29 protein-coding genes and 1 pseudogene are annotated in these 26462 nt (G+C 42.1%); all 30 read right to left on the reverse strand.

Translation table 11 applies throughout. From position 1 onward, the window contains the following. Nucleotides 1-201: pseudogene (locus BM377_RS01550) on the reverse strand (IS5/IS1182 family transposase); the annotation flags it as partial. A 181-nt stretch (nucleotides 202-382) separates the two neighbouring features. After that, nucleotides 383-862: a hypothetical protein gene (locus tag BM377_RS01555; RefSeq protein ID WP_092242707.1), complete on the reverse strand. Its 480-nt coding sequence runs from the start codon at nucleotides 860-862 to the stop codon at nucleotides 383-385. A 136-nt stretch (nucleotides 863-998) separates the two neighbouring features. Then, entirely contained in the window at nucleotides 999-1976 is a 978-nt protein-coding gene (gene metA / locus BM377_RS01560; protein ID WP_092242708.1) for a homoserine O-acetyltransferase MetA, read from the reverse strand. After that, nucleotides 1966-4008: an NAD-dependent DNA ligase LigA gene (gene ligA / locus BM377_RS01565; RefSeq protein WP_092242709.1), complete on the reverse strand. Its 2043-nt coding sequence runs from the start codon at nucleotides 4006-4008 to the stop codon at nucleotides 1966-1968. The genes metA and ligA overlap by 11 nt, the downstream gene beginning before the upstream one ends. Before the next feature lie 114 nt (nucleotides 4009-4122). Continuing rightward, nucleotides 4123-4842 carry a pseudouridine synthase gene (locus BM377_RS01570; protein WP_092242710.1) on the reverse strand — a complete coding sequence of 240 codons (720 nt, stop codon included), beginning with the start codon at nucleotides 4840-4842 and terminating at the stop codon, nucleotides 4123-4125. 76 nt (nucleotides 4843-4918) lie between these two features. Then, complete coding sequence (locus tag BM377_RS01575; RefSeq protein WP_092242713.1) at nucleotides 4919-5812, reverse strand: adaptor protein MecA; 894 nt, start codon at nucleotides 5810-5812, stop codon at nucleotides 4919-4921. A 41-nt stretch (nucleotides 5813-5853) separates the two neighbouring features. Beyond that, on the reverse strand, nucleotides 5854-6864 hold the full coding sequence (hypE, locus tag BM377_RS01580; protein ID WP_092242716.1) for a hydrogenase expression/formation protein HypE: 1011 nt from the start codon (nucleotides 6862-6864) through the stop codon (nucleotides 5854-5856). A 4-nt stretch (nucleotides 6865-6868) separates the two neighbouring features. Further along, nucleotides 6869-7915, reverse strand: coding sequence for a hydrogenase formation protein HypD (hypD, locus tag BM377_RS01585; protein WP_092242718.1), 1047 nt, complete (start codon nucleotides 7913-7915; stop codon nucleotides 6869-6871). Between the two features lies 1 nt (nucleotide 7916). After that, nucleotides 7917-8135: a HypC/HybG/HupF family hydrogenase formation chaperone gene (locus BM377_RS01590; RefSeq protein ID WP_092242720.1), complete on the reverse strand. Its 219-nt coding sequence runs from the start codon at nucleotides 8133-8135 to the stop codon at nucleotides 7917-7919. A gap of 31 nt (nucleotides 8136-8166) precedes the next feature. After that, nucleotides 8167-10482: a carbamoyltransferase HypF gene (hypF, locus tag BM377_RS01595; RefSeq protein WP_092242724.1), complete on the reverse strand. Its 2316-nt coding sequence runs from the start codon at nucleotides 10480-10482 to the stop codon at nucleotides 8167-8169. Beyond that, a complete protein-coding gene (locus tag BM377_RS01600) occupies nucleotides 10482-10988 on the reverse strand; it encodes a 4Fe-4S dicluster domain-containing protein (protein ID WP_092242726.1) in 507 nt (168 codons plus the stop codon). The genes hypF and BM377_RS01600 overlap by 1 nt, the downstream gene beginning before the upstream one ends. A 39-nt stretch (nucleotides 10989-11027) precedes the next feature. After that, entirely contained in the window at nucleotides 11028-12107 is a 1080-nt protein-coding gene (locus tag BM377_RS01605) for a hydrogenase large subunit (RefSeq protein WP_092242729.1), read from the reverse strand. 14 nt (nucleotides 12108-12121) lie between these two features. Then, nucleotides 12122-12454 carry an NADH-quinone oxidoreductase subunit C gene (locus BM377_RS01610; RefSeq protein ID WP_092242732.1) on the reverse strand — a complete coding sequence of 111 codons (333 nt, stop codon included), beginning with the start codon at nucleotides 12452-12454 and terminating at the stop codon, nucleotides 12122-12124. After that, a complete protein-coding gene (locus BM377_RS16670; protein WP_092242735.1) occupies nucleotides 12454-13089 on the reverse strand; it encodes an NADH-quinone oxidoreductase subunit B family protein in 636 nt (211 codons plus the stop codon). The genes BM377_RS01610 and BM377_RS16670 overlap by 1 nt, the downstream gene beginning before the upstream one ends. Nucleotides 13090-13107: 18 nt before the next feature. Next, nucleotides 13108-13977, reverse strand: a complete 870-nt coding sequence (locus BM377_RS01620) for a respiratory chain complex I subunit 1 family protein (protein ID WP_092242738.1) — start codon at nucleotides 13975-13977, stop codon at nucleotides 13108-13110. After that, the gene (locus BM377_RS01625) at nucleotides 13977-15905 is read right to left on the reverse strand and encodes an NADH-quinone oxidoreductase subunit 5 family protein (RefSeq protein WP_242948063.1); all 1929 of its coding nucleotides are present in this window, start codon (nucleotides 15903-15905) and stop codon (nucleotides 13977-13979) included. The genes BM377_RS01620 and BM377_RS01625 overlap by 1 nt, the downstream gene beginning before the upstream one ends. Before the next feature lie 42 nt (nucleotides 15906-15947). Next, nucleotides 15948-16244: a metal-sensing transcriptional repressor gene (locus BM377_RS01630; RefSeq protein ID WP_092242744.1), complete on the reverse strand. Its 297-nt coding sequence runs from the start codon at nucleotides 16242-16244 to the stop codon at nucleotides 15948-15950. Nucleotides 16245-16352: 108 nt separating this feature from the next. After that, nucleotides 16353-16805: a MarR family winged helix-turn-helix transcriptional regulator gene (locus BM377_RS01635; protein WP_092242745.1), complete on the reverse strand. Its 453-nt coding sequence runs from the start codon at nucleotides 16803-16805 to the stop codon at nucleotides 16353-16355. 129 nt (nucleotides 16806-16934) lie between these two features. After that, nucleotides 16935-17213, reverse strand: coding sequence for a cell division topological specificity factor MinE (gene minE / locus BM377_RS01640; protein WP_092242746.1), 279 nt, complete (start codon nucleotides 17211-17213; stop codon nucleotides 16935-16937). Nucleotides 17214-17228: 15 nt separating this feature from the next. Further along, entirely contained in the window at nucleotides 17229-18008 is a 780-nt protein-coding gene (minD, locus tag BM377_RS01645) for a septum site-determining protein MinD (RefSeq protein WP_092242749.1), read from the reverse strand. A gap of 12 nt (nucleotides 18009-18020) precedes the next feature. Further along, complete coding sequence (locus tag BM377_RS01650) at nucleotides 18021-18779, reverse strand: septum site-determining protein MinC (RefSeq protein ID WP_092242752.1); 759 nt, start codon at nucleotides 18777-18779, stop codon at nucleotides 18021-18023. A gap of 114 nt (nucleotides 18780-18893) precedes the next feature. Continuing rightward, entirely contained in the window at nucleotides 18894-19847 is a 954-nt protein-coding gene (gene tsf, locus BM377_RS01655) for a translation elongation factor Ts (RefSeq protein WP_092242753.1), read from the reverse strand. Between the two features lie 48 nt (nucleotides 19848-19895). Further along, the gene (gene rpsB / locus BM377_RS01660; RefSeq protein WP_092242754.1) at nucleotides 19896-20648 is read right to left on the reverse strand and encodes a 30S ribosomal protein S2; all 753 of its coding nucleotides are present in this window, start codon (nucleotides 20646-20648) and stop codon (nucleotides 19896-19898) included. 239 nt (nucleotides 20649-20887) lie between these two features. Then, nucleotides 20888-21727 (reverse strand): hypothetical protein, encoded by an 840-nt coding sequence (locus BM377_RS01665; protein ID WP_092242755.1) that lies wholly within the window; start codon nucleotides 21725-21727, stop codon nucleotides 20888-20890. Between the two features lie 13 nt (nucleotides 21728-21740). After that, entirely contained in the window at nucleotides 21741-22685 is a 945-nt protein-coding gene (locus tag BM377_RS01670) for a DUF6115 domain-containing protein (protein WP_092242756.1), read from the reverse strand. A gap of 58 nt (nucleotides 22686-22743) precedes the next feature. Then, entirely contained in the window at nucleotides 22744-23139 is a 396-nt protein-coding gene (locus BM377_RS01675; RefSeq protein WP_092242757.1) for a hypothetical protein, read from the reverse strand. Between the two features lie 83 nt (nucleotides 23140-23222). Continuing rightward, nucleotides 23223-24800, reverse strand: coding sequence for a DUF342 domain-containing protein (locus tag BM377_RS01680; RefSeq protein ID WP_092242759.1), 1578 nt, complete (start codon nucleotides 24798-24800; stop codon nucleotides 23223-23225). A gap of 30 nt (nucleotides 24801-24830) precedes the next feature. Continuing rightward, the gene (locus BM377_RS01685; RefSeq protein WP_092242760.1) at nucleotides 24831-25604 is read right to left on the reverse strand and encodes a FliA/WhiG family RNA polymerase sigma factor; all 774 of its coding nucleotides are present in this window, start codon (nucleotides 25602-25604) and stop codon (nucleotides 24831-24833) included. Nucleotides 25605-25624: 20 nt separating this feature from the next. Further along, a complete protein-coding gene (locus tag BM377_RS01690) occupies nucleotides 25625-25969 on the reverse strand; it encodes a hypothetical protein (protein ID WP_092242762.1) in 345 nt (114 codons plus the stop codon). Next, nucleotides 25966-26451, reverse strand: a complete 486-nt coding sequence (locus BM377_RS01695; protein ID WP_092242765.1) for a chemotaxis protein CheD — start codon at nucleotides 26449-26451, stop codon at nucleotides 25966-25968. The genes BM377_RS01690 and BM377_RS01695 overlap by 4 nt, the downstream gene beginning before the upstream one ends. Nucleotides 26452-26462: the final 11 nt, after the last annotated feature.

Raw genomic sequence — 26462 nt, forward strand, 5'->3', positions numbered from 1 at the left:
GAAAGGGATTTTAATGAGTGTGACAGGATCCATGCTGGGCCTGCCCATATCTGATGAATACTTATCTTCAACAAGGTCATATATGAATGACCAGTCAATTGCTTTATCAATAAGCCTGAGCATGTGATCCTGAGGTACCAGATCATCCATGCTCACAAACTGCATCTGTTCACGCTTTCTTTCGGTATTAGAAGTCATCATAAAGGCTATCCCCATCCACAACTTTGATACTTTTATTATACCATAAAAAGTGCCTCAATCCCAGATAAATACAGGGCTTGTGACACTTTTTAAAAGAAAAATCCACAGCATTTGCCGTGGACTTTGTCTACAGTCTGAAAGAGCTTATCAAATGATAAGCTCTTGAAAATAATCCTAACAATCATTTTAGTTTTGCATTTAATCTATCGATAGCATCTTCGTGACGTTGAATGGCATATGTAGCAGACTTGAATTTAAGTTCTGTCTCCATACGCTTTTTGTGATTCTCATTGCACTTTACATAGTACTCATAGACATCTTCGTCCTCAACTTCCAGGTATTTATCGGCGATACAGCCGGGAAGGACGAATTTCTTTACTACATCTTTGAATTTAACCTCGATGTACTTTCCTTCCTGCTTAACAACCTGTCCGTTGCCGAACTTCTTATGAGTAACTTTCATTTTAAGCGCAGAACGAGAGCCTATAGCCTCTTCTTCCTTATCAAGTTCCGCAAGGATCTCGTTAAGCTTAACCTGCTCATCCTTAAGCTCTTCAATCTGCTTCGAATTTTCTTCTAACATTTCTTTGGTCTTCTTTGTAGGTTTTTTCTTAAGTTCAGTTTTAGTTTCAAGCTCTTCATTATCCATTTCAAGACCCATACGATTATCTCCTTTGTGCAACGCACTTTTTGAAGCATGATTGACGGTTAAAATGAACGACTTAACATATATATTTTAACTTATTTTAAGCGCAATTACAACTATAACAGCCCATTAAGCAAGCTCATATGTGGCTTTATAGTTCTGATTGAAGCTTCTTGGTAAGTCCTTTTGAAGCGAGCTTTCTCTTTTCCTCATCAAGGATCTGTCCCCACTGATAAGGAGTGTTCTGATAAACATAGTAGTTGAGCCAGTTTGTATAAAGAATATTGGCGTGACTCCTCCACTGAAGCATAGGCTTCTCCTCGGGATTGTCATTTGGATAATAATTAAGCGGCATCTTGATATCAAGGCCTTTATCCAGGTCTCTTTTGTATTCTTTATCAAGCGTTAATCTGTCATATTCGGCATGCCCCATTGCAAATATTTGACTTCCGGATTTATTCATACAAAGGAATACTCCCGCGATCTCGGATTCTGCAAGAACAACCAGATCGTCACACGCATGGATCTTATCCGCGGGCGTCTCGGTATGTCTTGAATGAGGAAGCTTAAACACATCGTCAAAGCCTCGAACAAGCGGTACTTTCCTGTTCATAACGGTATGCTCATAAATACCAAATCTCTTTTCAGTAAGAGGCTCTTTGTCTATTCCGTAGTGATAATAGATTCCTGCCTGTGCTCCCCAGCAGATGTGAAACGTAGAAGTTACATTGGTCTTCGTCCATTCAAAGACTTCGCATAGTTCCTTCCAGTAATCAACCTCTTCAAAAGGCATCTGCTCAACAGGAGCTCCTGTGATTATCATTCCGTCGAACGTTCTGTCTTTTAACTCTTCAAATGTGTTGTAGAATCTGTTAAGGTGGTTCGGAGACGTGTTTGTGGAATGATGCGAGCTCATCTGCATAAAAGAAACATCAATCTGCAGAGGTGTGTTGGACATTGAGCGAAGGAGCTGAAGTTCGGTATCCTCTTTAAGCGGCATCAGGTTAAGAATACAGATCTGAAGGGATCTGATATCCTGATGACATGCTCTGTTCTCATCAACAACAAATATATTCTCTTTTTCAAGTATTTCCCTTGCGGGAAGATCGTTCTGTATCTTAATTGGCATCTTTTATCATCTCCATAAATTCAGCTTCATCTATAACTTTGATCCCAAGCTCATTTGCCTTGGTAAGTTTACTTCCCGCAGCTTCACCGGCAAGAACAAGGCTCGTCTTTTTTGATACGCTTCCGGATGGTTTACCACCGTTTTTGACGATAAGCTCTTCTGCTTCTTTTCTGCCGAGCGTCGGAAGTGTTCCTGTTACGACTATAGTCATTCCGGCCAGTTTATCGGAAGTACCTTCTTCCTTTACGGCTGTGAAATTAAGGCCAAGCTCTTGCATCTTATGAAGAATCTCAAGGTTCTTTTCATCATGAAAGAAATCATAAAGATCGCCCGCCGTTGTCTCACCGATATCCTGAATCTGTGAAAATCCGTCGACAGTGACCTTTGACATATCCATAAGATTGTCAAAATGCTTCATAAGCTCTCTTGCAGTGGACTTTCCGACATTTCGTATCGCAAGTCCCGTAAGAAGCCTTATAGGATCGTTGGTTTTAGACTTTTCAATTTCATTAAGCAGCTTATCGGTATTCTTTTCCTTACCGATTATTCCCTTTTCTATAAGCTCATCCCTATGATCTTTAAGAAGATAGATATCGGAATAATCATGTAGATATCCTTCGGAAACAAGCGCTTCAACAAGCGTATCCCCAAGTCCCATGATATTCATGGCATCTCTTGAAGTGAAATACGCGATCGTTCTTGTCACCTGTGCGGGACAAGTAGGATTAACGCATCTGATATCCGCCGTATCTTCTTCTCTTATAAGGTGGCTTCCGCATACAGGGCACATTCGAGGGGCCTCATATATATATTCAGGCTCCTTGACACAACCGTTGAGCTTAGGAATGATCTCTCCGCTCTTATAGAGCTTGTACTCACCGCCTATGCCTACTTTATTCTCGGTAATATAATCCTGATTGTGTAATGTAGCTCTGGAAACACTGGTTCCACAAAGCCTTGCGGGCTTTCCGGTCTCTCTGTCATGGAAGCTTCCCGTAAACGTAAGCTTTCCGGTTCTTCCTACATCAACAAGTATCTCGTCCATGACGATGATCTTCTCTTCGGGAGGATACTTATATGCAATATGTCCGCTTGAGTACTTTGATCCTGCGGGAAAATCTTCTCTGTATGCGATCTGATCGACCTTAATAACGGCACCGTCAAGGTCAAATTCAAGATCCTCTCTCATCTCTCCGATCTGATCGATCGTAGCAACAACTTCATCCGCGCTATTGCAAAGCTTATGGAAAACAGTTTCTACGCCGCCCTTTTCAAGTATATCAAGGCCTCCGCAGTGAGAACTTCTAAGTTCCTGCGGTCCGTCCTGAACGTTAAATACAAACATCTTAAGGCCGCGAGCCTTTGTTATGGATGGATCAAGCTGTCTTAACGTTCCGGCAGCCAAGTTCCTGGGATTGGCCGCTGTCTTTTTTCCAAGTTTTTCCTGCTCTTCATTGAACTTATCAAAAGCTTCATGAGACATGTAAACCTCGCCTCTAAGCTCAAGATAATCATACGGAAGATCCAAAACCTGCTTAATATCGGGAATAACAAGCGCATTCGCCGTAACATCCTCGCCGATAAGGCCGTCACCTCTTGTCTCGGCAAGCGTTAAATGTAGCTTGTTATCGGAATCGTCTTTGTTATATCTAAGAGAAATGCTAAGTCCGTCAATCTTTTGCTCTACGGAAAAAGAAGCATCCGCATGCTTAAGTAGTACTTTTTGAACAAAGGCTTCGACATCCTCTTTGTTAAACACATCTTCGATAGAGAGCATCGGTACGTTATGAGTAACCTTAACTCCGGCTTCTCTCTTAGCGACACCTCCAACAATCTTGCTGGGAGAATCGGGCATAACAAAATCAGGATTCTCCTTCTCTATCCTCTTAAGCTTCTGCATAAGCATGTCGTACTCATAATCGGATATTTCAGGCTCATCCTGATTGTAATAAAGATCCATGTGATGTTTGATGGTCTTTACAAGCTCGTCATACTCTTTTTTCAAATCAATTTTAGTTTCATCAAAAGACATCTCAAACACCCCGAATTTATATTCTTTTATATCTATCGCCTAATATAATCTGCGATCAAATCCTATTATACCAGCAAAAACGCCCGTTGCGATATTTCTTTTGTAAAAATATGGTCAGCTGCGCATTTTTAGGCCACACGCCTCGTACAATGCCGATTTTTCTTTGGCCGATAGCTCAACATACTTTCCCGGCTTAAGGTTATAATCCTTCAGACGGACATTCATAACTCTGATCCTTTTAAGAGTTAGGACTTTAAGCCCAACTTCCTTGCACATTCGTCTTATCTGCCTGTTAAGCCCCTGAGTCAGTATAATGTTAAAAGACCTTGTTCCGGTGCGTTTTACTTTGCAGCCCCTTGTGGTGCGGTCAAGTTCAGGAAGATATACTCCGTTGGCAAGCTTATTTAAAATCTCGCCGTTTAAATCCTTATCAACTACTACTTCGTACTCTTTTTCATGCTTATTGGCACTCTTCATCATGGCTTCAATGATTTTCCCGTCATTACTCATTATGAGGAGCCCCTCGGAGTCCTTATCCAGTCTGCCGGCGTAAGTTACGCGCTCTGAAAAGCCCAGATTATCAATTACCGTCTCGGCAGCATGCTTATCTTTTTCGGTACAGACAACGCCAACAGGCTTGTAATAAGCAAGAACAATGCTTTCTTTAGAAAGAGAGATTTCTTTTCCGTCAAACAAAACCTTGTCGCCATCATTAACTTCCGTTCCGAATGAAGCAAGATGGCCGTTAACAGTTATTCTTTTTTCCTCAATAAGCTTATCCGCGGCTCTTCTGGAGCATACGCCGCACGCAGCTATATATCTGTTTAATCTCATAATATTACCCGATGATCGTGATATAAAAGAACAGCCTCAGCATTAATGCTGAGACTGAATAAAAACCAATTAAAGATCAAGCAATCGTCGAAAGCTTGGAAAGTGCATCTTCACCGATAAGGCACTCGTATGTCTCTTTGATGTGCGCTATCACAGTAGGATTCGAAGCATAGAAATGTCCGAATTCATAAGCCATCGTAAAGAGCGCCGCAAATCTCTTGGCTTCTTCCTCACATCTTTCAAGATAAAGGAAATAACTGCCACTCCTAACGTCTCTGTACAAGGAACTTGTAATCTTAAGATCCATAGGAGCCTTGGCACAAAAGCTAATTGCTGTTCTGATATCTGCAAAAGAGAAAATATACTCGCTGAATTTAAGTCTTTCAAGATCTTCCAATGCCTTATCGGAAGGCTTCCTGATATCATTGTACTTTTCTTTTGCACTGTTCGTTATCTGATCGGCAAGTTGTCTTCTTGCATCGGCAGATGCGTTGGATTCGATGGTTATCTTATCGTTATTATTGTTATTTTTATTATTGTTATTTTTGCCCTTATCGAGAATATTCTTCACCGAACTTGTGAGCTGCTTAAGGCTCTGAAGATATTCATTAAGCCTCTGAAGTCGCTCCTCGTTCTCGCAATCACCGAGATCCTCAAGAATATTCTTGGGAATCTTGATACCGGCTTGCTGAGTAACTGTTTTAAGCATATCGGCAAAAGAGCTTGAAGAATTCTCGGAAAGTGTAAGCGAGATCGTATGATCCGGAAGAACTGTTATCTGCATGGGTGTAAAAGAACCTGTGGGTCTGTAATCAACTTCTTCCTGGGCTTTCCTCATAACATCATGAAGAAAATCCATAGCTTCTTTCTTCTTCTCAAAAAGGTCTTCTAATTTAATTCCCTGTTCATCCATATCATCTTCCGTGATGATACATTTGACAGTCTCTTTATCTATTCTTTTAAATTCCATTATCTACCTCATTTGAATTCTTATATGCTATTGTACAACAATTAGCATATTCTTGGAAGCCCCTCGCCGTACATAAGCCCTATAATGCGCTTCCCGCCTAACTTTGTGTTCAGAATAACATTATTATCGGCATCAGGTTTGTTATTCTTAATAACCTCTCCGATTATAGCTGCATTTTCACCATACTTGGCACTTTTGATAAGAGAAAGTGCTCTTTCGGCATCATCCTTATGTACAGAGATAATAGCCTTTCCTTCATTTCCCATGTACATGGGATCAAGTCCCAAAAGACCGCAGAACTCTTTAACGGACGGTTCTACCGGCAAAGCTTCCTCACTAAGCTCAATATTACAGCAAGAAGCTGAAGCAAATTCATTTAAAACCGTACCTAGGCCGCCTCTTGTGACATCTCTCATGGCATGAACACGTATATCGGCGTCTTTGAGCTTTCCCACAAAATCTCCAAGCGGTGCGCAGTCCGATTTAATATTATTTTCGATTCCCATCCTGCAACCTAGTATCGCAGCATGGTGATCGCCAAGATTACCTGTAATGATGAGCTTATCGCCGTCCTTAAGATTATAGGGACCCACCGACTCTTTTGTCTCATCGATAAAACCGATACCGGAAGTATTGATGATAAGTCCGGGTTCAGCGCCTCTGTTCTCTATAACTTTGGTGTCACCTGTTACTATAATAACGCCGGCTTCCTTGGCAGTTTCGGCCATAGAAGCTATTATCTTGTCGAGAAGATCGATATCAAGCCCTTCTTCGAGTACGGCACCGCAGGTAATGTATTTGGGAGTAGCTCCGCTCATTAAAATATCATTTACGGTTCCGCAAACGGAAAGCCTTCCGATATCTCCTCCCGGAAAAACAAGAGGTGTCACAACAAAGCTGTCTGTAGTAACCGCAATCTTGGAGCTTCCCGATACAACAGCCGAATCTTCAAGCTTATCAAGAATCTCATTCTTAAAATATTTGGAAAAAACGTCTTTAATAAGAGCAGAAGTCGATTCACCGCCGCTCCCATGAGCCATTGTAATTTTCATATCATCACTTTCTTCCCGAAACAAAATAGTTATAGCAGCTTCCTTCGGTGGAAACCATGCATGCACCGTGTGCATTATCAGGAGTGCACATTTTACCGAACATCGGACAATCACTTGGCTTTATCTTGCCTACAAGAACAGATGCACATGAGCATCCGGGCGGCATGTGATCTTCATCAAGATCTCGGCTTCCTGCGTCAAATTTTTCATATTCCTTCCTAAGAACAAGTCCTGAACCTTGTATCTTACCCATACCCCTCCAGGAGGCATCAGAAGGCTCAAAATACTTATCAACCATCTCTTTTGCCTTAATATTACCTTCCGAGGTTACGACGCTCTTATAGAGGTTTTTAATGCCTTTATTACCCTTCATGCGAAGAAGCGCATATATAGTCAAAAGAAGCTGCTCTCCTTCAAATCCCGATACTACAAACGGAAGACCAAGCTCCTCTGAAAGCGCCTTAAATATATCGCTTCCGGTTATTGCGGCAACATGTCCCGGTGCAATAAAGCCATCTATCCCGCCGCCGTTATTTACGACCCAGCGAATGACCTGAGGCATAGTCTTTAGAGAAGTTAAAAGCTTTACGTTATCAAGTCCCTTGTTTACAGCTTCATTAAGTACATTGGCATAAACGGGAGCCGTTGTTTCAAAGCCGATAGCCGCAAATACATATGTGTGATCGGGATCTTTTTCAGCCATCGTTACGGTTTCCATTGGCGAATAGACCATTTTGACATGTGCTCCGTCAGCTTTGGCATCGGCAAGAGATTTATTCGTCCCTTTGACTCTGATAAGATCGCCAAAAGTAAGTACGACTGTATCTTCTCTCATGGAAAGCTCAACAAGCTTATCGATAACCGCAGTAACCGTAACGCAAACGGGGCACCCCGGTCCCGATATCAGCTTGATCTTAGGAGAAAGCATAGAAGGAATGCCGTTTTCCGATATGGAGGCCGTATGCGTTCCGCAAACCTCCATTATCCTCACTTCTTCGCCGTCATAGTTCTTAAGTTGTTCCGCAATAGCATTTATATCTGCACCGATCATATCAGACCATCAAATCCTCAATTTCTTTGAATAGATCCATAGTTTCTTTTGCAAGCTGTTCATCCATCTTTTGAATTATGCAGCCCGCATGAACCAAAACCTTATCTCCCACGGCCACATCGACAAGTCCGGCCTCAGCGTTAACCTTATTTCCGCTAAAATCAACCGTGGCTTTGGTTCCCTCTAAAGCTATGACCGTTCCGGGTATCGCAACGCACATAATATTTCCTTTCTATGTTGATAAGCAAAAATCACTTATCACAATACATCATCGCATAATACGCTTGTCCCAAAGATATTCCGCCATCTCCTGCGGGAACAAGCTTATTAACGTATACATCAAAAGAATTCTCTTTTAAAACACGAATACTCTCTCTTAGGATGATCCTGTTTAGGAACACTCCGCCGGATAAACAGACCTTATTTTCGCCAAAAGCTCTCCTTATCCTTGCGCACACATCCAAAATAAGCTTAACAACAGCCATATGAAAGGCATATGCGATCTGATTTATATCAAATTCTTTTGAATCCAAAAACTTTTTAATGTCATTATATAGCAAAAGCTGATCTGCTATAAGTACGCCGTCGTCTTCTTCAATATTGAAGCATATTTCGGGACATGAATCCCCGGAAAAAGAGCTTGCTGCCTTTTCAAGCATTACGGCGCATTCTCCTTCATATGAATTAAACGTACGAATATTTAACAGCGCACTGACGGCGTCAAATAACCTTCCCATACTTGAAGTCTCAAAAGTATTTATATTATTTGCAAGCGCAGCCCTTTGTGCATCCTCTAAACCATCGTATCCAAGAGCATCTTCATAGCAGCCTGCAACCAGAGCCGCATCTTTTGGCGCTGTATTTCCACCGCATAGCTTAACATACGAAAGATGCCCTTTCCTCTCAAATTTTGTTCTGTTGCACAAAAGGAATTCTCCGCCCCAGACATTACCGTCTGTTCCGTATCCTGTACCGTCAAAGCTTACACCAATACAACTGTCAAGCGAATTCTCGGCCATGACGGAAAGCACATGTGCATGATGATGCTGAACATCAAGTATCTTAAGCTTTTCTATGCCCATGTCGGCTCTTTTATCTGCGTATGAATGTGAAATATATAGAGGATGCATATCTCTTACTATGATTTCAGGTTCAAACTCATAGAGATTCTCATATCTATCAAGTACATCCTTGTAATTCTCAAATACCGAATAATCCTCAAGATCGCCGATATATTGAGACGACATTATCTTATCTTTAAGGGCAAAAGAAAAAGTGCTCTTAAGGTCACCGCCCATGGCTAGTATTTTTGTATTATTCTTAATGTTTTTAACCAAAACAGGGAGAGGCGCAAATCCTCTTGCTCTCCTGATAAAATGGCTTGTTTCCAATCCGTCTTGATGCTTAATAACAAACATGACGCTGTCATCCTGAGCCATATTTATCTCTCTTTTATGATAAAGCATACCGCGCACATGTATCTGAGAATTATACTCATCACCAAACGGCGGCATGAACGTCTTTCTAAAATCATCGTCCGAAATGATCATAGGAGCATCGGACTTGTTGGCACTTGTACATATAACAGGACCAACCTCATCGCAGATCAGTCTATGGATGCCTGCTGATGGAAGAAACGCTCCGATATATTCGGACCCCTTTAATACTTCATCACCGAAATCAACTTTTTTATTTAAAAGAACTATCGGCCTTGATGAGGAAGTCAAAAGCTTTTCTTCAAGCGCTGAAACATGCGCATATTCTTTTATTTGTTCTATAGACGAAAACATTACTGCAAAAGGCTTATTTTCTCTGCCTTTTATCTGTCTTAGCAGTTTTGCCGAGCCGTCTGTAGGAAGGCAAAGAAGCTGATATCCGCTTATCCCCTTAAGACCTATGGCATCTCCGTGAAGAAGAATTTCGGCTGCTTTCTTTACAGCACTATCCTTTTCCTCATGAGATAAAAGATTATTTCTGCCGCGAAATTCATAATAATCAAGAAGCATCTGAGGACCGCAATCATGACAGGAAATTGTCTGAGCGTGTCTTCGTCTGCCTTCTTTGTATTCCGCCTCGCATACAGGACACATTTTAAAAGCATCCATGGTTGTTGTATCTCTGTCATAGGGGAAACGGTCAGTAATACTTATCCTGGGGCCGCATGAAGCGCAGCTTATAAGAGGATATCTGTACCTTCTGTTCTTAAAATCAAGCATCTCCTTAAGGCAATCATCACAGATACCGATATCGGGTGAAAAGACGGAAAGATCATCTGATAAAGAAACAGGAATGCTATCTTCAATCACGAAACTGTCATACTTAAAAGAAGGATCTTTTTTAATATGCTTTTCCTCGACATCCAAAATAAAAGCACCTGCAGGGTACTCGGTCTTAACGACATTTACAAACTCATTTAAATCCTTGTCATTACCTGTCACCCGGATTTCAACTGCAGTGCCGATATTTCTTACCATTCCTTTAAGATGATATTCAGTTGCTAAGCTGGCAATAAAGGGGCGATAGCCAACTCCTTGGACCGCCCCTTTAATCATAAGTGATATTATCATCAATCTTTCTTTTCTTCCGCGTTCTGCGGTGCGTTCTGAGCAGGTGCTGCATGTGCTCCCTGAGTAGGTGTGGCAGGTGCCGCTCCACCCTGTGCGGCTGCGGCTTTTGCAGCGGCTGCGGCGGCAGCTCTCTCTTTGGCAGCCTTCATAAGTGCTTCCTGTGCAGCGATAGCCTTCTCAGACTGTTTAAAGGTCTTGGTAACCTTCTCATCGCCCGGCTCCTGGAATCTTGTACCCATTGAAAGGCATTTCTTAGGACAATTGTCAACGCAGCATCTACACTGAATGCAGCTCATAGGTCTTATTGACCATGTCTTTTCTGCTTTATCTACAGTAATAGCATGTGTTGGACATTTGATTGAACAAAGTCCGCAAAGAATACACACATCCATGTCGTTTTCAACATGTCCTCTTGTTCCTTCGGGAAATTCCTTCTCAGTCTTTCTCGTATAGGGCTTTGAAAAAAGATTACGTAATATAGTTTTCTTAAAACTTATAAGTGCCATAATAATCTCCCATTGTGAGCATATCAATACTCATACTATTTATCTCTCCGTGCAGCTGATGCAAGGATCGATCGTAAGAACGAGGATAGGAACATCCGCAAGATCACAGCCTTTCAAGATCTCAACAAGACCGGAAAGATTTGCAAATGTAGGTGTGCGGACTCTCATTCTGTCGATAAACTTGGTTCCGTTAGCCTTTACATAGTAAAGAGCTTCGCCTCGAGGCTGCTCGATTCTCATCATATATTCGCCGTTAGGCATTCCCTTAACGGGAACTTCGATATCTCCTGAAGGCATTTTGTCGATACACTGATGAATGATATCAAAAGCCTGGAAAATCTCTTCAATACGGCATTTTGTACGAGCATAGGAATCTCCCTCGGTGCTTACGATAGGTGTAAAATCGATATCACCGTATGCACAGTAGCCTGTTGATCTTATATCGCAGCTTATTCCGCTTGCTCTAAGGAACGGTCCCGTACATCCGAGTGCATCGGCCTGCTCTGCAGTAAGAACGCCGACACCGCGAAGTCTTGTCTGAACCGCCGCATCTTCAAGGAAAGGCCTTGCGATAGTCTTAAGATCCTCTTCCATCTTGAAAATACGCTCATTAAAGTCCTTAAGCATCTCATCGGATACATCTCTTCTGATACCGCCGATCTTCATAACGGAAAAGATAACTCGTCCGCCTGTAGAAGCTTCGAACATATCAAGAGCTTCTTCTCTGAGTCTCCAGCAGTCCATGTACAAGCTCTCAAATCCGAAAGCATCTGCAAGAAGACCCATCCAAAGCAAATGAGAATGGATCCTACTGAGTTCGGACCAAATAGTCCTAAGATATCTTGCTCTTGCGGGGACTTCGATATCCATAATATGCTCAACCGCCTCAGAATATCCAAGGCCGTGACCAAGAGAACAGATACCGCAGATACGCTCCGCAACGTAAACCATCTCGTTAAAATCTTTTTTATCTACCAGCTTCTCAAGACCTCTGTGAATGAAACCGATGGAAGGAATAGCTTCAATAACCTTCTCATCCTCCATAACAAGGTCTAAGTGAATCGGCTCCGGAAGAACCGGATGCTGGGGTCCAAAGGGAATTACACTTCTGTTAGACATTTTGGTTCCTCCAATTATTTAAACGGTGTCTCGATCGCTGTGCGATAGAGTTTACCTTCAAAGTCAATGTTGATCATCTTGATCTGCACACCGAAAAGATCATGCATCTCGTTCTCATATATAAAAGCGCAAGGATAAATACTTGTTATACTTGAGATCTCTTCGTTTTCGGGAAGGGTAATCTTGAGCTGTTTAACTTCAAGTCCTTTTCCGAAGGTATATATAAGCTCATAAGCATCGGGAATTCTTGTAGCACACTGCTGCATGAGATGGTATCCCGCAAATTTAAGCTTCTGTGATTCATCTATAATGCTGCCGGGGTTAACGGCTGTGAATTCTGTATTCATTATGCGTTATCTCCTTTCCCGGAATTATCCGCAGCGGGTGCTGCCGGCTTAGGTGTTGGCTTTGCGGTAGCTTTCATCTTCTCCTCAGCCTGTTCTCTAAGTGCTTCCTCTGTGAGGATCGCATCATACTGAGTGCTGGGATCATAGTCATCCGCGGTCATATGTACAGCCATCTTACTGTAATCAACCATACAGTAGCCGGCCTTCATAGATTCTTTTAACTTCTTTCTCTTCTCCTCGAGAATTCCTACAGCCTTTACAACACCCTGGATAAGCGCTTCAGGTCTTACGGCACATCCCGGTACATATACATCTACAGGAACCACCTTGTCGGCGCCACCCAAAATGTTATAGCACTCCTTAAAGATTCCGCCGTCGCAAGCGCAGATTCCGCAGGCAACAACAACCTTGGGATCGGGCATCATATTGTAGAGCTGTCTGATTACAGGTGCAGTCTGAGCATTGACACCTCCCGTCAAAAGAAGGACGTCTGCATGCTTGGGATTACCTGTATTTATAATACCGAACCTCTCAACATCATAGAGAGGAGTCATGGTAGCAAGTACTTCTATATCGCAGCCGTTACAGCTGGAACCGTCATAATGTAACACCCATGGTGATTTTGATATTTTCATTTGCTTATCTCCTTCTCATTACTTCAAAACATTAAGGATCAGCAGGTTGGTTCCCGCAAATACAAGGATAACCGCCCATGTAACCTTGAGCATGGTGATGTACTTAACACGAGGGAAAAGATTATCAATAAGTGTCTCAAGGAAGAAAACAACGGAGCATGCAATAACTGCCCAAAGGATACTGATAGGATTGTTTGTAATAAAGAACATTCCTACGATACCCATCATAAGAACAGTATCATACCACTCTGCTATCTCAACGCGTGCAAGGTTGCCACCCGAAAGATCTGTCGTAAGTCCCTTAACCATCTCCTGGTGCATATGGTGTGAAGTACTAAGATCAAAAGGCGACTTCCTAAGTTTAATGATAAGGATAAATACAAATCCGATAAAGAAACCGGGTATCTGTACGATCGCGGGCACAGATGCATGGATAAGATCATTAACCATGAAACTTCCGTTTGCATAGTAAAAACCGATGGCAACAAGAAGAGTCATAGGTTCATAACACATCATCTGTAAAAGCTCACGCTGCGCTCCCATGATACTGTAAGGGCCGTTTGTTGAAAAAGCGGCAAGTACCATCATAACCTCTGACATTGAAAGAGCAAAGAATACAAGAAGCATATCTCCGCCTGCAAAGAACAGAGCGCCTGTAAATATCGTAAAGATAAGATAGGCCGTTACAAACAGAACCTGAATACCGTTAACAACGGTGGTCTGCTTGTTCATAAGCTTAAATACATCATAAAAAGGCTGAAAAACAGGAGGTCCTTGTCTTCCCTGCATACGTGCGGAAAAGACTCTGTCTATGCCTGATAAAAGTCCTCCGATAAACGGAGCCAAAAGTACATAAAGTATAGCTTTTATGATAATAGAAACAGTCATCAGAACGCACCTCCTACCACAATAATAAGCATTACCGCAACAAGTACGGCAGCCACGATTATGCAAGGTAAAAGAAGCTTCTTTTCACCAAAGAATTCATCCATATACCAGTTGGACATGTAAAGTGCTCTCTCTTTACCGAAAGAATCAATATAATGTCTGTCATCACCGGCATTGACACCCGCAACATAAGACATTGTCATCTTTGAATTCTTACCGATGGCAAGGAATCTTGAACCGATAGGAATAAGGAAGATCATTGTAACCATGATCATCATGATGATAACATCGCTTCCTCCGATAACATCGGGGATATTGGTATGGAACGCCTCATCGAGAATCGGCTGGATCATGTTGGTTGACATCCAAGGGAATGCAAAGCACATGATAACTATAAGCGAAGTAAGCGGGAAAATAGATACCATCTCGCTTCTTGGTGTTATATCTTCAAGCTCGAAAGACTGATGGATAACGGTACAGATCTTTCCAAGCCATTTAGCCCAGTAGAAAAGCGTACTTCCCGAACCGAATACAAGGAAGATAACAAGCCATACACTACCTGAATCTACGAATGCCTTAAGAGCAGCCCATTTAGATACAAGCATACCAAACGGTGCCATGAACATACCGCAGATACCGATCATCATGATAAAAGCAAGTCTCGGAAGCTTAATGATAAGTCCGTGCATATCCTCAACATCACGGCTTCCCATACAGTTCTCGATATCTCCGACTGTCTGGAAAAGAAGTGACTTGGAAACGGCATGGAAAAGAACCAGCATAACAGCGGCCCAAACACCTTCTGTGGTACCTGTACCTGCGCAAGCTGTGATAAGTCCGAGGTTTGAAATTGTTGAGTATGCGAGTACTTTCTTGCCGTCGCTGACTGTAATTGCAAGAAGTGATGCCGCAAAGAATGTGAATCCACCGATGACCGTGATCATGATACCCGTAAGAGTGTTGTACATGATAGGTGAGATTCTGATGAGCATGTATACACCGATCTTAACCATTGTCGCAGAATGTAAAAGCGCGCTGGAAGGAGTAGGTGCAACCATGGCTCCGAGCAGCCATTTTGAAAAAGGAAACTGTGCACTCTTTGTAAGAGCCGCAAAGGCAAAGAGTGTAACAGGTACAAGAACAAATTTAGACGGAGCGCTGTCTGTGAGCTGGCTTAAGTTTGCAATTCCGAGATTCATATTGCAATACATAAGGCCTGCCGCAAATCCACAGCCTCCGAGAAGGTTCATCCATAAAGCTCTGAATGAATTGTCTACTGCTTCCTGAGTTCTTGTGTAGCCGATCATAAGGAATGAGCATACACTTGTGATCTCCCAGAAGAAATAGATCCATCCGAGATTATCTGAAGAAATAAGACCAAACATTGCTCCGAGGAACACAAACATAAGTGCAAGAAAGTAATTGGAACGATCCTGCACATCTGTATGATGATGGTGATAATCCTTCATATATCCTGATGCGTAGATACAGATAAGAATACCTACAACTCCGACGATCAGGTACATAACAGCGGCAAAAGTATCAATACGTACATGTGTAAAGCCTTCTACTGCCTTACCTGTAAGATCCATCCAAAGAACGGGAACAGTTCCTACAAGTGAAAAAATAATTGCGTAGAATTTCTTGTATTTAATGCTGAGAAAACATACAAGACCCATTAGAAAGATTTCAGCAGCAACCACTATGTGCCCATGAAGCTCTGTGTTCTCAAGATAAACGAAGTCTGCTTTATTACCGGACATGAGAACATTGACAGCAACATAGATGGCGGCGGCCATGATAGTAAATCCACCTATAATAATAACTGCACTTCTGAGTGGACTTGCCTTCTTAAGAAATCCTATTATTATCGCCATAATAAAAGGAAACAGAATAAGAAAGTTAACCACGTTTAAAATATTAGCCAAGGTGTTCGCCCCTTTCACATACATTTTACATGAGATTTATTCTCATGTTGTCTTCATAAATTTGTCGATGGCATCATTAAGTTCTATGATGGCATCTTCATCACCTTCCTGAACTGCGTGGACAAGGCAGTGACTTATATGTTCTTTAAGTATCTCTTTTCCCGTGTTGTTAAGCGCGGAACGTACAGCTGCCAACTGTACGAGAACTTCGGAACAATCCCTGTCGTCCTCGACCATCCTCTTGACCGATTCAAGGTGTCCGATTGCCTTGGACAGCCTGTTGACGATGGCTTTCATCTTTTCCGGGTCGTGGTGATGATTATGATTATGAGAACTCATAATTACCTCCATAAACAACGCGTGATTTGTTAAATTTTTGACTTTCCAAAAAACAAACTAACCACGCATCATTGACCGTATAAATTGTATTTCTATTTGGTAAAAAAATCAATCTGTTTCTTTGACTTTACCGATTATTTTATACAAGAGATCATATAAAGTTTTATATTCTTCCATAGACAAACAAACGCAAGAGCCGACCTTTTGAGGAATATTAACGGCCTTATCTTTAAGAGCTTCACCATCATCCGTCAGCGTAACCACGAGATTTCTCTCGTCCTTCTCCGAACGATCTCTCTTAATGTAGCCCTTGCTCTCAAGCTTTTTAAGAACAGGAGTAAGAGTTCCGGAATCAAGAAAAAGATTCTCACCTAAAGTCTTAACGTTAACTCTCTTCTTCTCCCACATTACCATCATTACAATGTATTGAGTATAAGTAAGATCCAAAGCGTCAAGAAAAGGCTTATACTTTCTGATGATTTCCTTGGAACATGCATAAAGAGGGAAACAAAGCTGATTTCCAAGTTTTAATGATTCATATGCTTCTTCTTTTACGCTCATAAAAGTCTCCTGAAAGATATAATAAAAACTTAACTATCCCAATTATACCACAAAATAAGGATTATTCATTAGTTTAAAGCTGTTTAAATAAATAATGGACAAGGAATATTACTTCCTTGCCCATTAATTTTATTTAACGTTATGATTCATGTTCTTGATAGGAATATTGGCATAAAGCGCAGGTGCAGATTTTCCGCCGTTTTCATCGGCGTCAATATGCGTAATGTTGATGTCAATGCCATCCATATCAATCTCAGCGTATTTGGATAATACCTCTATAATATCACTGCGGATCTTAGCCATAATCTCGGGTGAGCATGATGCTCTGTCGGAAACAAGTACAAGCTTAAGACGATCCTTGGCAATATCACTTGAAGTCTTCTTTTTGAAAAGATCTGATAATTTCATAATATTGCCTCCTTTTTATTTTTTCTTAAGCCAGCCAAACAAGCCCTTCTTGGCTTCGAGATCAAGGAAAGGAACCTGTTCTCCGGTAATCCTGCGGCAGATATTCATATAAGCCTGTCCCGCAAGTGAATTGTCACCGACCAAAGGCTCACCGTTATTGGTTGCAACAACGATATGTTCATCATCGGGAACCTGTCCGATAAGCTCAACGGCAAGAATGTCAATGACATCATCGGCTGACATCATGTCGCCTCTCTTAATCATCTCGGCACGAAGTCTGTTAACGATAAGCTGAGTCTTCTTGATCTCGTTGGCCTCCAAAAGACCGATAATTCTATCTGCGTCACGAACAGCTGAAACCTCAGGTGTTGTAACTACAAGTGCTCTGTCTGCTCCCGCAATGGCATTCTTAAAGCCCTGTTCGATACCGGCGGGGCAATCAAGAAGAACATAATCAAATTCAGCAGCAAGCTGCTCGGTAAGCTGCTTCATCTGCTCAGGAGTTACGCTTGTCTTATCCTTAGTCTGAGCAGCGGGTAAAAGAAACAGTGTCTCATATCTCTTATCCCTTATAAGAGCCTGCTTGATCTTACAATTACCTTCTATAACGTCGACAAGATTATAAACAATCCTGTTCTCAAGTCCCATAACAACGTCGAGGTTACGAAGACCTATATCAGTGTCTATGAGAACTACTTTTTTATTAAGTTTGGCAAGACCGGTACCCAAATTAGCAGTACTTGTTGTCTTTCCTACTCCGCCTTTTCCTGATGTTACTACTATTACTTCTCCCATTTTTTCCTCCAATTAGTTATTTAGCTGTCTGAGAAACGAAGCGCCGTAAGCTGTCTTTACGATATGGTCGCCTTCAATATAAGCAACTTCAGGCTCACCACTGTTTTCATTACCCATAAGCTTCTTTTTCTTGAATTTAAGTTTGGGGCCTTTTTCGGCATCGGGTGAAATAGCAATGGCATCCGCAATCCTAACCTGTAAAGGATTAAGATTAAGCGCCATAACAATCGCATTTCTGTCTCCGCCGGCACCTGCAAATGCATTACCGCGAAGCTCACCCAATATAAAGATACTGCCGTAAGATATAACGTTGGCACCGGGCTTAACATCACCCAGGATAACAACGCTCTGCTTGCATGAAACATCCTGTCCGGATCTCAAGTTTCCTTTAAGAATAAGAGCATTGTTGCCGTCATCGCCACTCTGCGCAGTTACGGTATCGGATTCAACGCTTGAATCCATTCCGCGAGTATTGACCACGGGTTCCTGAACTACATGTTCAAAAAACTTCTCGGCGCCTGATTCCTCATCAATAACGCAGAATATCTTAAGGTCGCAGTTATCTTCGATAATCTTAACTATCTTGCTTTCCTCATCGTCAGAAAGACTTCTGCCTCTGATAATGAGACCCATGTTCTTATTTCCCAAAAATGACGAGGCCTCCTTAAACTTGGAAGCAACTTCATCAGATAGTACAGGGAAAGGAGCAGAAGGCTCAAGAACAAGGATAATTCCTGATTTGGTTCCTTTGATCGTAACTAGCTGATTCAAAACTCCTTACCAACCTTTGCTTAAAAAATCATACCCTACTAGTATAGGACATTTCGCCTAAAATATAAAGAGCTCCGGTCAACAAACCGGAGCTCCGTAAATCTTTAAATATGATTAGTTAAGACCAGCTGCCTGCTTTGCAACTTCCTCTGCAAAGTTCTCACTCTTCTTCTCGATTCCTTCACCTGTCTCGAAACGAACGAATCTCTTAATCTTAAGGTTAGCACCGTTGTTCTTAGCAACCTGAGCAACGTACTGACCAACTGTCTGCTTACCGTCTTCAGCCTTTACATAAACCTGCTCGTTAAGGCAGATCTCTTTAAGCTCCTTGTTGAGACGTCCGATAAGCATCTTCTCGATGATCTCCTGAGGCTTTCTCTTGCCTTCGGGAAGCTCTTCGTTCTCCTTCATAGCCTGAGCAAGAAGGATTTCCTTCTCGTGATCTCTGTACTCCTGAGAAACATCCTCAGTAGCAACATACTTGGGATTAAGAGCTGCAACCTGCATAGCGATGTTCTTAACAGCATCCTTGATCTCGTCGTTAACAACGTCTGTGTCAGCCTCAACGATAACTGAGATTCTTCCGTTGCCGTGTACGTAAGGAACTACGATACCGTTAGAAGCAACAACCTTCTCGAAACGTCTGATGCTGAGCTTCTCACTGATAACTGCTGTGATCTCTACAAGAGCATCGTTAACTGTCTTGGAAGCATCCTCATTCCACTTCTCAGCCATGAATGAATCAAGGTCCTTAGAATCGGAATTAACTGCCTGTGTAGCAACAGCCTCAACGAATGCCTGGAACTTCTCGTTCTGAGCAACGAAGTCAGTCTCTGAGTTAACCTCAACAACTGCTGCAGTCTTGTCGTCCTTAACAGCGATCTTTGTAAGACCCTCGGCTGCGATTCTGCTAGCCTTCTTCTCAGCCTTCATGATACCGTTCTTTCTAAGGAACTCAACGGCTGCATCCATATCTCCGTTAGTTTCTGTAAGAGCCTTCTTGCATTCCATCATTCCTGCACCGGTAGACTCACGTAATTCTTTAACCATTGCTGCTGTGATAGCCATCTATATTATCCTCCCTAAGATTTTATTTAATTAAAATATATTCAAAAATTACTCAGCTACTTCTTCTGTAGTCTCTTCTACTTCAGCGTCCTCGCTCTCAGCTGCTACGTCAGTCTCAGCACCCTGATTAGCCTCGATTACAGCGTCAGCCATCTTACCAACGATAAGCTTTACTGCTCTGATAGCATCATCGTTACCGGGGATGATGAAGTCAAGCTCTTCGGGATCGCAGTTAGTGTCGCCGATACCGATAAGAGTGATTCCAAGTGCCTCTGCTTCCTGGATGCAGATTCTTTCCTTCTTGGGATCTACTACAAATATAGCGTCAGGGATTCTCTTCATATCTCTGATTCCGCCAAGGTTAGCCTGAAGCTTGGAAAGCTCCTTCTTAAGCTGTGCAACTTCCTTCTTGGGAAGAACTTCGAATGTTCTGTCTTCCTGCATCTTCTCGATAGTCTTCATTCTTGCGATTCTGCTCTGGATTGTCTTGAAGTTTGTGAGCATACCGCCGAGCCATCTCTCGTTAACGTAGTACATTCCGCAACGCTCAGCCTCAGTCTTAACTGCGTCCTGTGCCTGCTTCTTGGTTCCTACGAAAAGGATTGTTCCACCCTGCTGTGCAATCTCGAAAACTGCCTTGTAAGCCTCGTCAACCTTAACAACTGACTTCTGAAGGTCGATGATGTGGATTCCGTTTCTCTCTGTGAAGATGTAAGGAGCCATTTTAGGGTTCCATCTTCTTGTCTGGTGTCCGAAATGTACACCTGCCTCAAGTAACTGTTTCATTGATACAACGCTCATGATATTACCTCCGTTTGGTTAAATTCTTCCGCATACCCTTAGTCGTTAATCCGCATAAGCGCGTTATCAAATGCGATGACTCCCTTACGATCAAAGATTTGACACCAATAAGAGAAACAGATATGCGTGTTTACTTGTTTTCACCGTGATCAGGGCATAAAAATCCCGCAAATCAACAGCTTTTTCATATTAGCATATAATTTGCGGGAATGCAACACTATATTAACGTATTTACCAAGTTATTTTGTAATTATTAAAGCAATCTGTTCATAACCCGACCCGGCAGGTATATTCTTAACTCCCGAACGGATAATCCTGTCCTTCTTGTTGTCTACTAGATACTTGTTAAAAGAAACGGCGTCATCGATCAGACCTTGATCATAAAGAAGTCTTGCAACACCATCGGAGGAAAGGCCTCCCGGTATTGTAATTGTCTTGGCTTCTCCTGTAGCAAAAGATGTGTTTTCCTGCTTGGGAGTTTCCTGCTTTGTAGATTCCTCCGCAGGCTTGGATTCCTCCTTATCATCAGCTTTGGAGTCCTCTTTTTTATCCTCTGCCTTGGTATCTGATTTGGAATCTTCTTTATTATCTTCTTTATTTTCTTCTTTACTATCTGAATCGGGATTATCTGACTTGGAATCCGCTTTGGTATCTTTCGCGGAATCCTTAGATGCATCTGTAGCTTTGTTAGAATTATCGGAATTTACTTCCGATTTACCTTGTGAACTTGCGGCAAAGGCCATTTTATCTTCGCTGCTTTTTTCCGATGTCGCCGTATCCACTTTTGGAATCGGCGTACTTGATAAAGTGAGTCCTTCGTCGTTTTCCGAAGATATCGCTTTTCCTTCTTTAGATATTTCCGTAGCGGATGAAGAAGAATTCTCTTTATTATCAATGCTGTTTTCCTCGTTTGAATAATCGGTAAGTACGCCGCCCTGGACCATTCCCAGTTTCTTGGCTCTCTCTATCACTTCGGCATCGCTTATGGTGGATTTCCTTCCTCCGAGAGCAAAGCCCATAATAAGAGCCGTAAGGATAACGCCTATACCGATTCCCCTAAGATAATACTTAAGTTTCATCTACTCTTATCCTTTACTTTACTTTTCTGTGTTTATTCGAAAGATCTATAACAAGCTTAACTTCGCCAATACCAAGTCCGAGTTCTCTTGCAATGACCATATTGGATTTGCCTGCCTTATGCATCTCGATGATCTGCCTGTTCTGAGATATAGGATCATTGGCTGTAAGCTCTTGCATGTTCTTATCGGGATTAACGCTTTTTCCTTCAACGCGAACAGCTTCGGTGATAGGAACAACCTTGCTTTTAACGTGGTGCTCGGCCGCATCGTCTTTATCCTTAATATCGTTACCGATAATATGAAGATTGGAAACTTCATCGGGAACGATAACTTTAGGCTTTATTTCATTAAGCTCAGGCTCTCGAACGACGGGAATCGGCTGCTCAGATTTCTCTTTAAGCGGCTCTTCGGATTTCTGTTTGATCGACTGATCGGCAGAAACCTGCTGTTCCGGTGTCTGTTTGATCGGTTCCGGTATGTCGTTCTTGGGAAGATTCTTAAGTGAATTGGTTGCTTCCTGAGCTTCCTTAACGGTAAGTTCCGCATCCAAGACAGTCTGTCTGGCTTCATCAGCCTTTCTGGTTACTTCGGAAACAACACTTGTAAGATTCTTATGCTTATCATTAAGCATATCGTACATAAACATTACTTCATCGTGATTCTTGTGAATATCACTCATGACAGTGTCGGAATATTCATTTATTGCGGAAAGCTTTTCATTGGAAATGCGCTCCATTGTGCGTTCTGTTCTACCGATGGTGTCCTCTACGCTGTCATCGACCATGTTCTCAATTGTCTCTTTTTGTCCTTCAACTTCACGACGAACAAGCTCACGGATTTCTCTCTCCATGAGCACTTTATCTTCTTCATCCAGTTCTTTTCCCACAGGAAGAAGATACCCCAATATTATTGCGGCAAAACCCGCAATTATGAGAACAATCTCGGTAATACTAATCATTCGGGACCCAACTCAACTTTCTACGTTTAATAAACTAATTTATTATAATATAGATAGTTTAAATCTTCAAATCAAAACCCGAGGAAATATGAAGATCAACGGCTTTTCCGTTTTTATCAAGCATGTGTTCCCCGATCTTTTCCATTTTTTCCAAAGAAAGCTGTCTTTCAAAGATCGGATTCTTTTCGCCTCTCTCTTCACGTCCTTTTTTACGGTTTTTTCCACCGTCACCGGCATATTCGTTGTTGCCCTTCCCCTGGGCATCAGCCTGAACCTCCGGTCCACTCACATCATCTTTTTGTATGACCGAATTCTTTTGATTGTCTACCTCTTCATTAAATTGTGTCTGGAAGCTCTGCCTGTCCATCATGGGTCTTGAATCTTCGGCGGCTTTTACTGCGGAGACCTCATTTGATGCGGCTATAACTCCAAAGTCTATCCTGTTGATCGACATGTTACTCACCTTCCTTTTGGGCGTCTTTGCTTAACATGCAAGTATGTATTACGATATACGACTCCTATATTATTTATATCGGCTTAAATAGGAGCCAACCTTACATCTCCTTCCTTAACAACAAATCTGCTGTATTGAACGGGTTTTTTAACTATCATCGAAAGTTCGCCTATATTAACGGTTGTACCGGGATAAGCGGTACCTTCAACGACAACCTGCGCATCCTTTGCCTCCGCAAGCTTAGCCATAAGATTGGCATATTCATCTGAATCATCCTGAATCTCCTGAGTAAGCGTCTTATTCATTTCAATAAGCTTCTTGGCACTTTCAACCTGCTGAGGATTAAATTTAACGCCGGCCTTGAGCATCTTGGTAAAGCCTTCGATCGTAGGCTTGATGCTCTCTATTTTTTTCTGAGAATCAGCTATGTTTTTCTGAAGTTCTTTAAGTCTTTGCTTGATCTGAGGATCCGCACCGACTTCAATAATGGTATTTGCACCCATTTCAGAGCCGAGAACCTTGGCCGTTATTTTATCAGCGGCACTAACTCTTCCGCCTGCAATAAAGCCTCTTCTTCCGGTAACGTTTATCTCGGTTCCCGATGAAACATTGGAATGAAGTATGGATTCGCTCGTGATTCCTCCGCTTGCGGTAACCGTGGCGTTCTCAATGAATTTTGTTACTACATTGCCGCCCGCATGAATATTACCGCCTGCTTTTGCTCCGCATTCAAGTATAACATCGGCGCCCGCATCAAGTGTAGCTCCTTCTACAATGCCTCTTACATGGATATTTCCACCTGCTTTAACGGTAAAATTAGAAGCAATAAGGCCGTTAACCTCAACACTTCCTTCATAATCGATATTTCCAGTTGAAACATCGACATTTTCAAGCGTAAGTACATCGGATACCATTATTCTGCCTTCCTTAACGGTAACATGGCCCGCAGTGGCAGCTGTCAAAGTAAGCTTATCTTCGGAAAGTACGGTATTTTTACCGGCTTTAATATATGTAGCCTTAACAGCGGCGGGTTTTATAGGTTCACCAAAAACGGTTGTTCCCGGTTGCCCCAAAACCTCGGGATGAAGTGTCGCAAGAAGATCACCCGCCTGAACATTGTTTATGAAATTAAGGTGGAAGTAATCAACGCTTCCGTCTTCACGAAGAGTGGGTTTAGCTCTTAAATTGGCATTAAAATGAAGCTCTACGCTCGCATTTTTACCCTGAACAACTTCCTGGCCCTTTGCCACTAGGATATCCTTACAATATTCTCTGTGCTCAAAGAACTTATGAATATCCTCGGTCCGGATTCCGAATCTATACTTTCTGTAAGCCAGAGTATCAAGGAATTCTTTTTCGGTCATAAGCTCTCCGCCCTCTGTCGGAGGAATAAAAAATGCCGTGACACTCATACGGTCATTAGGAACGTAGAATTTGACATACTCTCTTTCAGGCAAAATTTGAGCATTATTAATCAAAACCACGTTACCATCCGCATTGGCCACAGCTTCATTTAAAACAGTCAGATCATATTCTATTTTTTTGTCCTCAAGGTAATCGCGGACATCAGTAAAATTTAAAGCATCTCCTCCGTCTGTTGGTGCAAATACTTTAATCCCGGTACCCTTAGGTGTGATAACAAGCTGGAAGTAACCGTTCATCTCATAAACCCCTTTATATATATAGTTCTTTTATCTGGAATTGGTAACAAGTCCAAGATAATTACCCAATTTTTCCCTCATTTTCTGAAGAGCCTTGGTATGAAGCTGAGATACTCTCGATTCAGATACTTCGAGAACCTCACTGATTTCCTTTAATGTAAGCTCTTCATAATAGTACAGCAAAATAACCTTCTTCTCTTTTTCGGTAAGAAGCTCCAAAGATTCCGCGAGCATCTTCTTAAGCTCTTCCTTCTCAACAGCCTCTTCGGGTTTGGTGAATCCTGAAGAATGATTGTTGGAATCCTCGGGAATATCGGCGCCGGAATCCATAAACTCATTTAGAGATACCACGCCCGTTACCTTCATCTGATTCTGCCAATTCTGATACTCATCCTCAGAGATATCCATTTTGGCAGCTATCTCAGCATCGGTCGCAACGTGACCGCTGTCTTTTTCGATCTCTCTTATGGCCGCTTCTATCTTTTTCTGTCTCTGTCTGATAGTACGCGGTATCCAGTCCATCTTTCTTATCTGATCAAGAATCGCACCTCTGATACGAAGGCTTGCATAAGTTTCAAACTTAACATCCTTCATAAGGTCGAATTTGTCGATCGCATCGATAAGTCCAAAGATGCCGTATCCAACAAGATCGTCATACTCAACGTTAAATCCAAGATACATGCTGAGTCTACCCGCTACAAGCTTAACAAGAGGAGCATACTCTAATATGAGCTGCTCTCTAAGTTCTGCGGATTTAGTCTTTCCATATTCTGTCCATAATTTATTCTTGCCTGCTTCGTCCATGTACCAGATCCCCGAATGTTTTATTCAAGAATGTCGTGAACTTCCATTGAATCGGAATCCGACTCTTCTTGTTCTTCAATACTTTCCTCTTCTTCGGGATTTTCCTCCTCAAGAAGTTTTTCTTCTTCGGCTTGTAATGCCAGAGCCTTCTCTCTATTTATATCCATAAAGCCCATGATCATCTTTTCGAACAAAAGAGATATCGCAACAAAGATGACCAATGAACAAAGGACTATCAAAAGCCAATCACGCATAGGATAGTGCTTAAAATACGTAAATACCGCAATAATTGCAGTCGCAGAAAGCACTATCAGCGGCGTGATGATCTTTTTATTGAATTTCTTTAAGTCTTCAGTTTCATTCATATTACTTTCTCAGGCTTTCCAACAGCTCTGATAATATAATCCCCATTCTCAGGATAAAAAATGACCGTTCTTCCGTATGAGTCGCCGGTGTCCTGTGCAAGAACCGGTATATTAAGCTCTTTTAACTTCTTAAGCGAAGCGGCTACATTCCTGTCGCCGACTCGCATCGTTGCATTCTGTGATTGAAATGCAAACATCTGAGCGCCTCCCGCTATTTTGGCGACAAGCCTCGATTTGTTCGCACCCTTGGCAACAATCTGGTCTACAAGCTCTTGAATTCCGGTGTCCGCAAATTTAGGTATATTAGAGTTGTTTTTTATTTCAGTTGAATCCGGCAACATTACGTGCGCCAGGCCACCTATCTTGGTGACGGGATCCCTTATCGCAATTCCTACGCAGGATCCAAGCCCTAAAGTGGTTATTCCGTCAGGGCTTACGCAAATGTTCAGATCGGCCATACCAACCTTAATAATCTGACTCATATAAGACCCCT

This window comes from Butyrivibrio sp. INlla21 (genome assembly GCF_900116875.1).
Classification (GTDB): domain Bacteria; phylum Bacillota; class Clostridia; order Lachnospirales; family Lachnospiraceae; genus Butyrivibrio.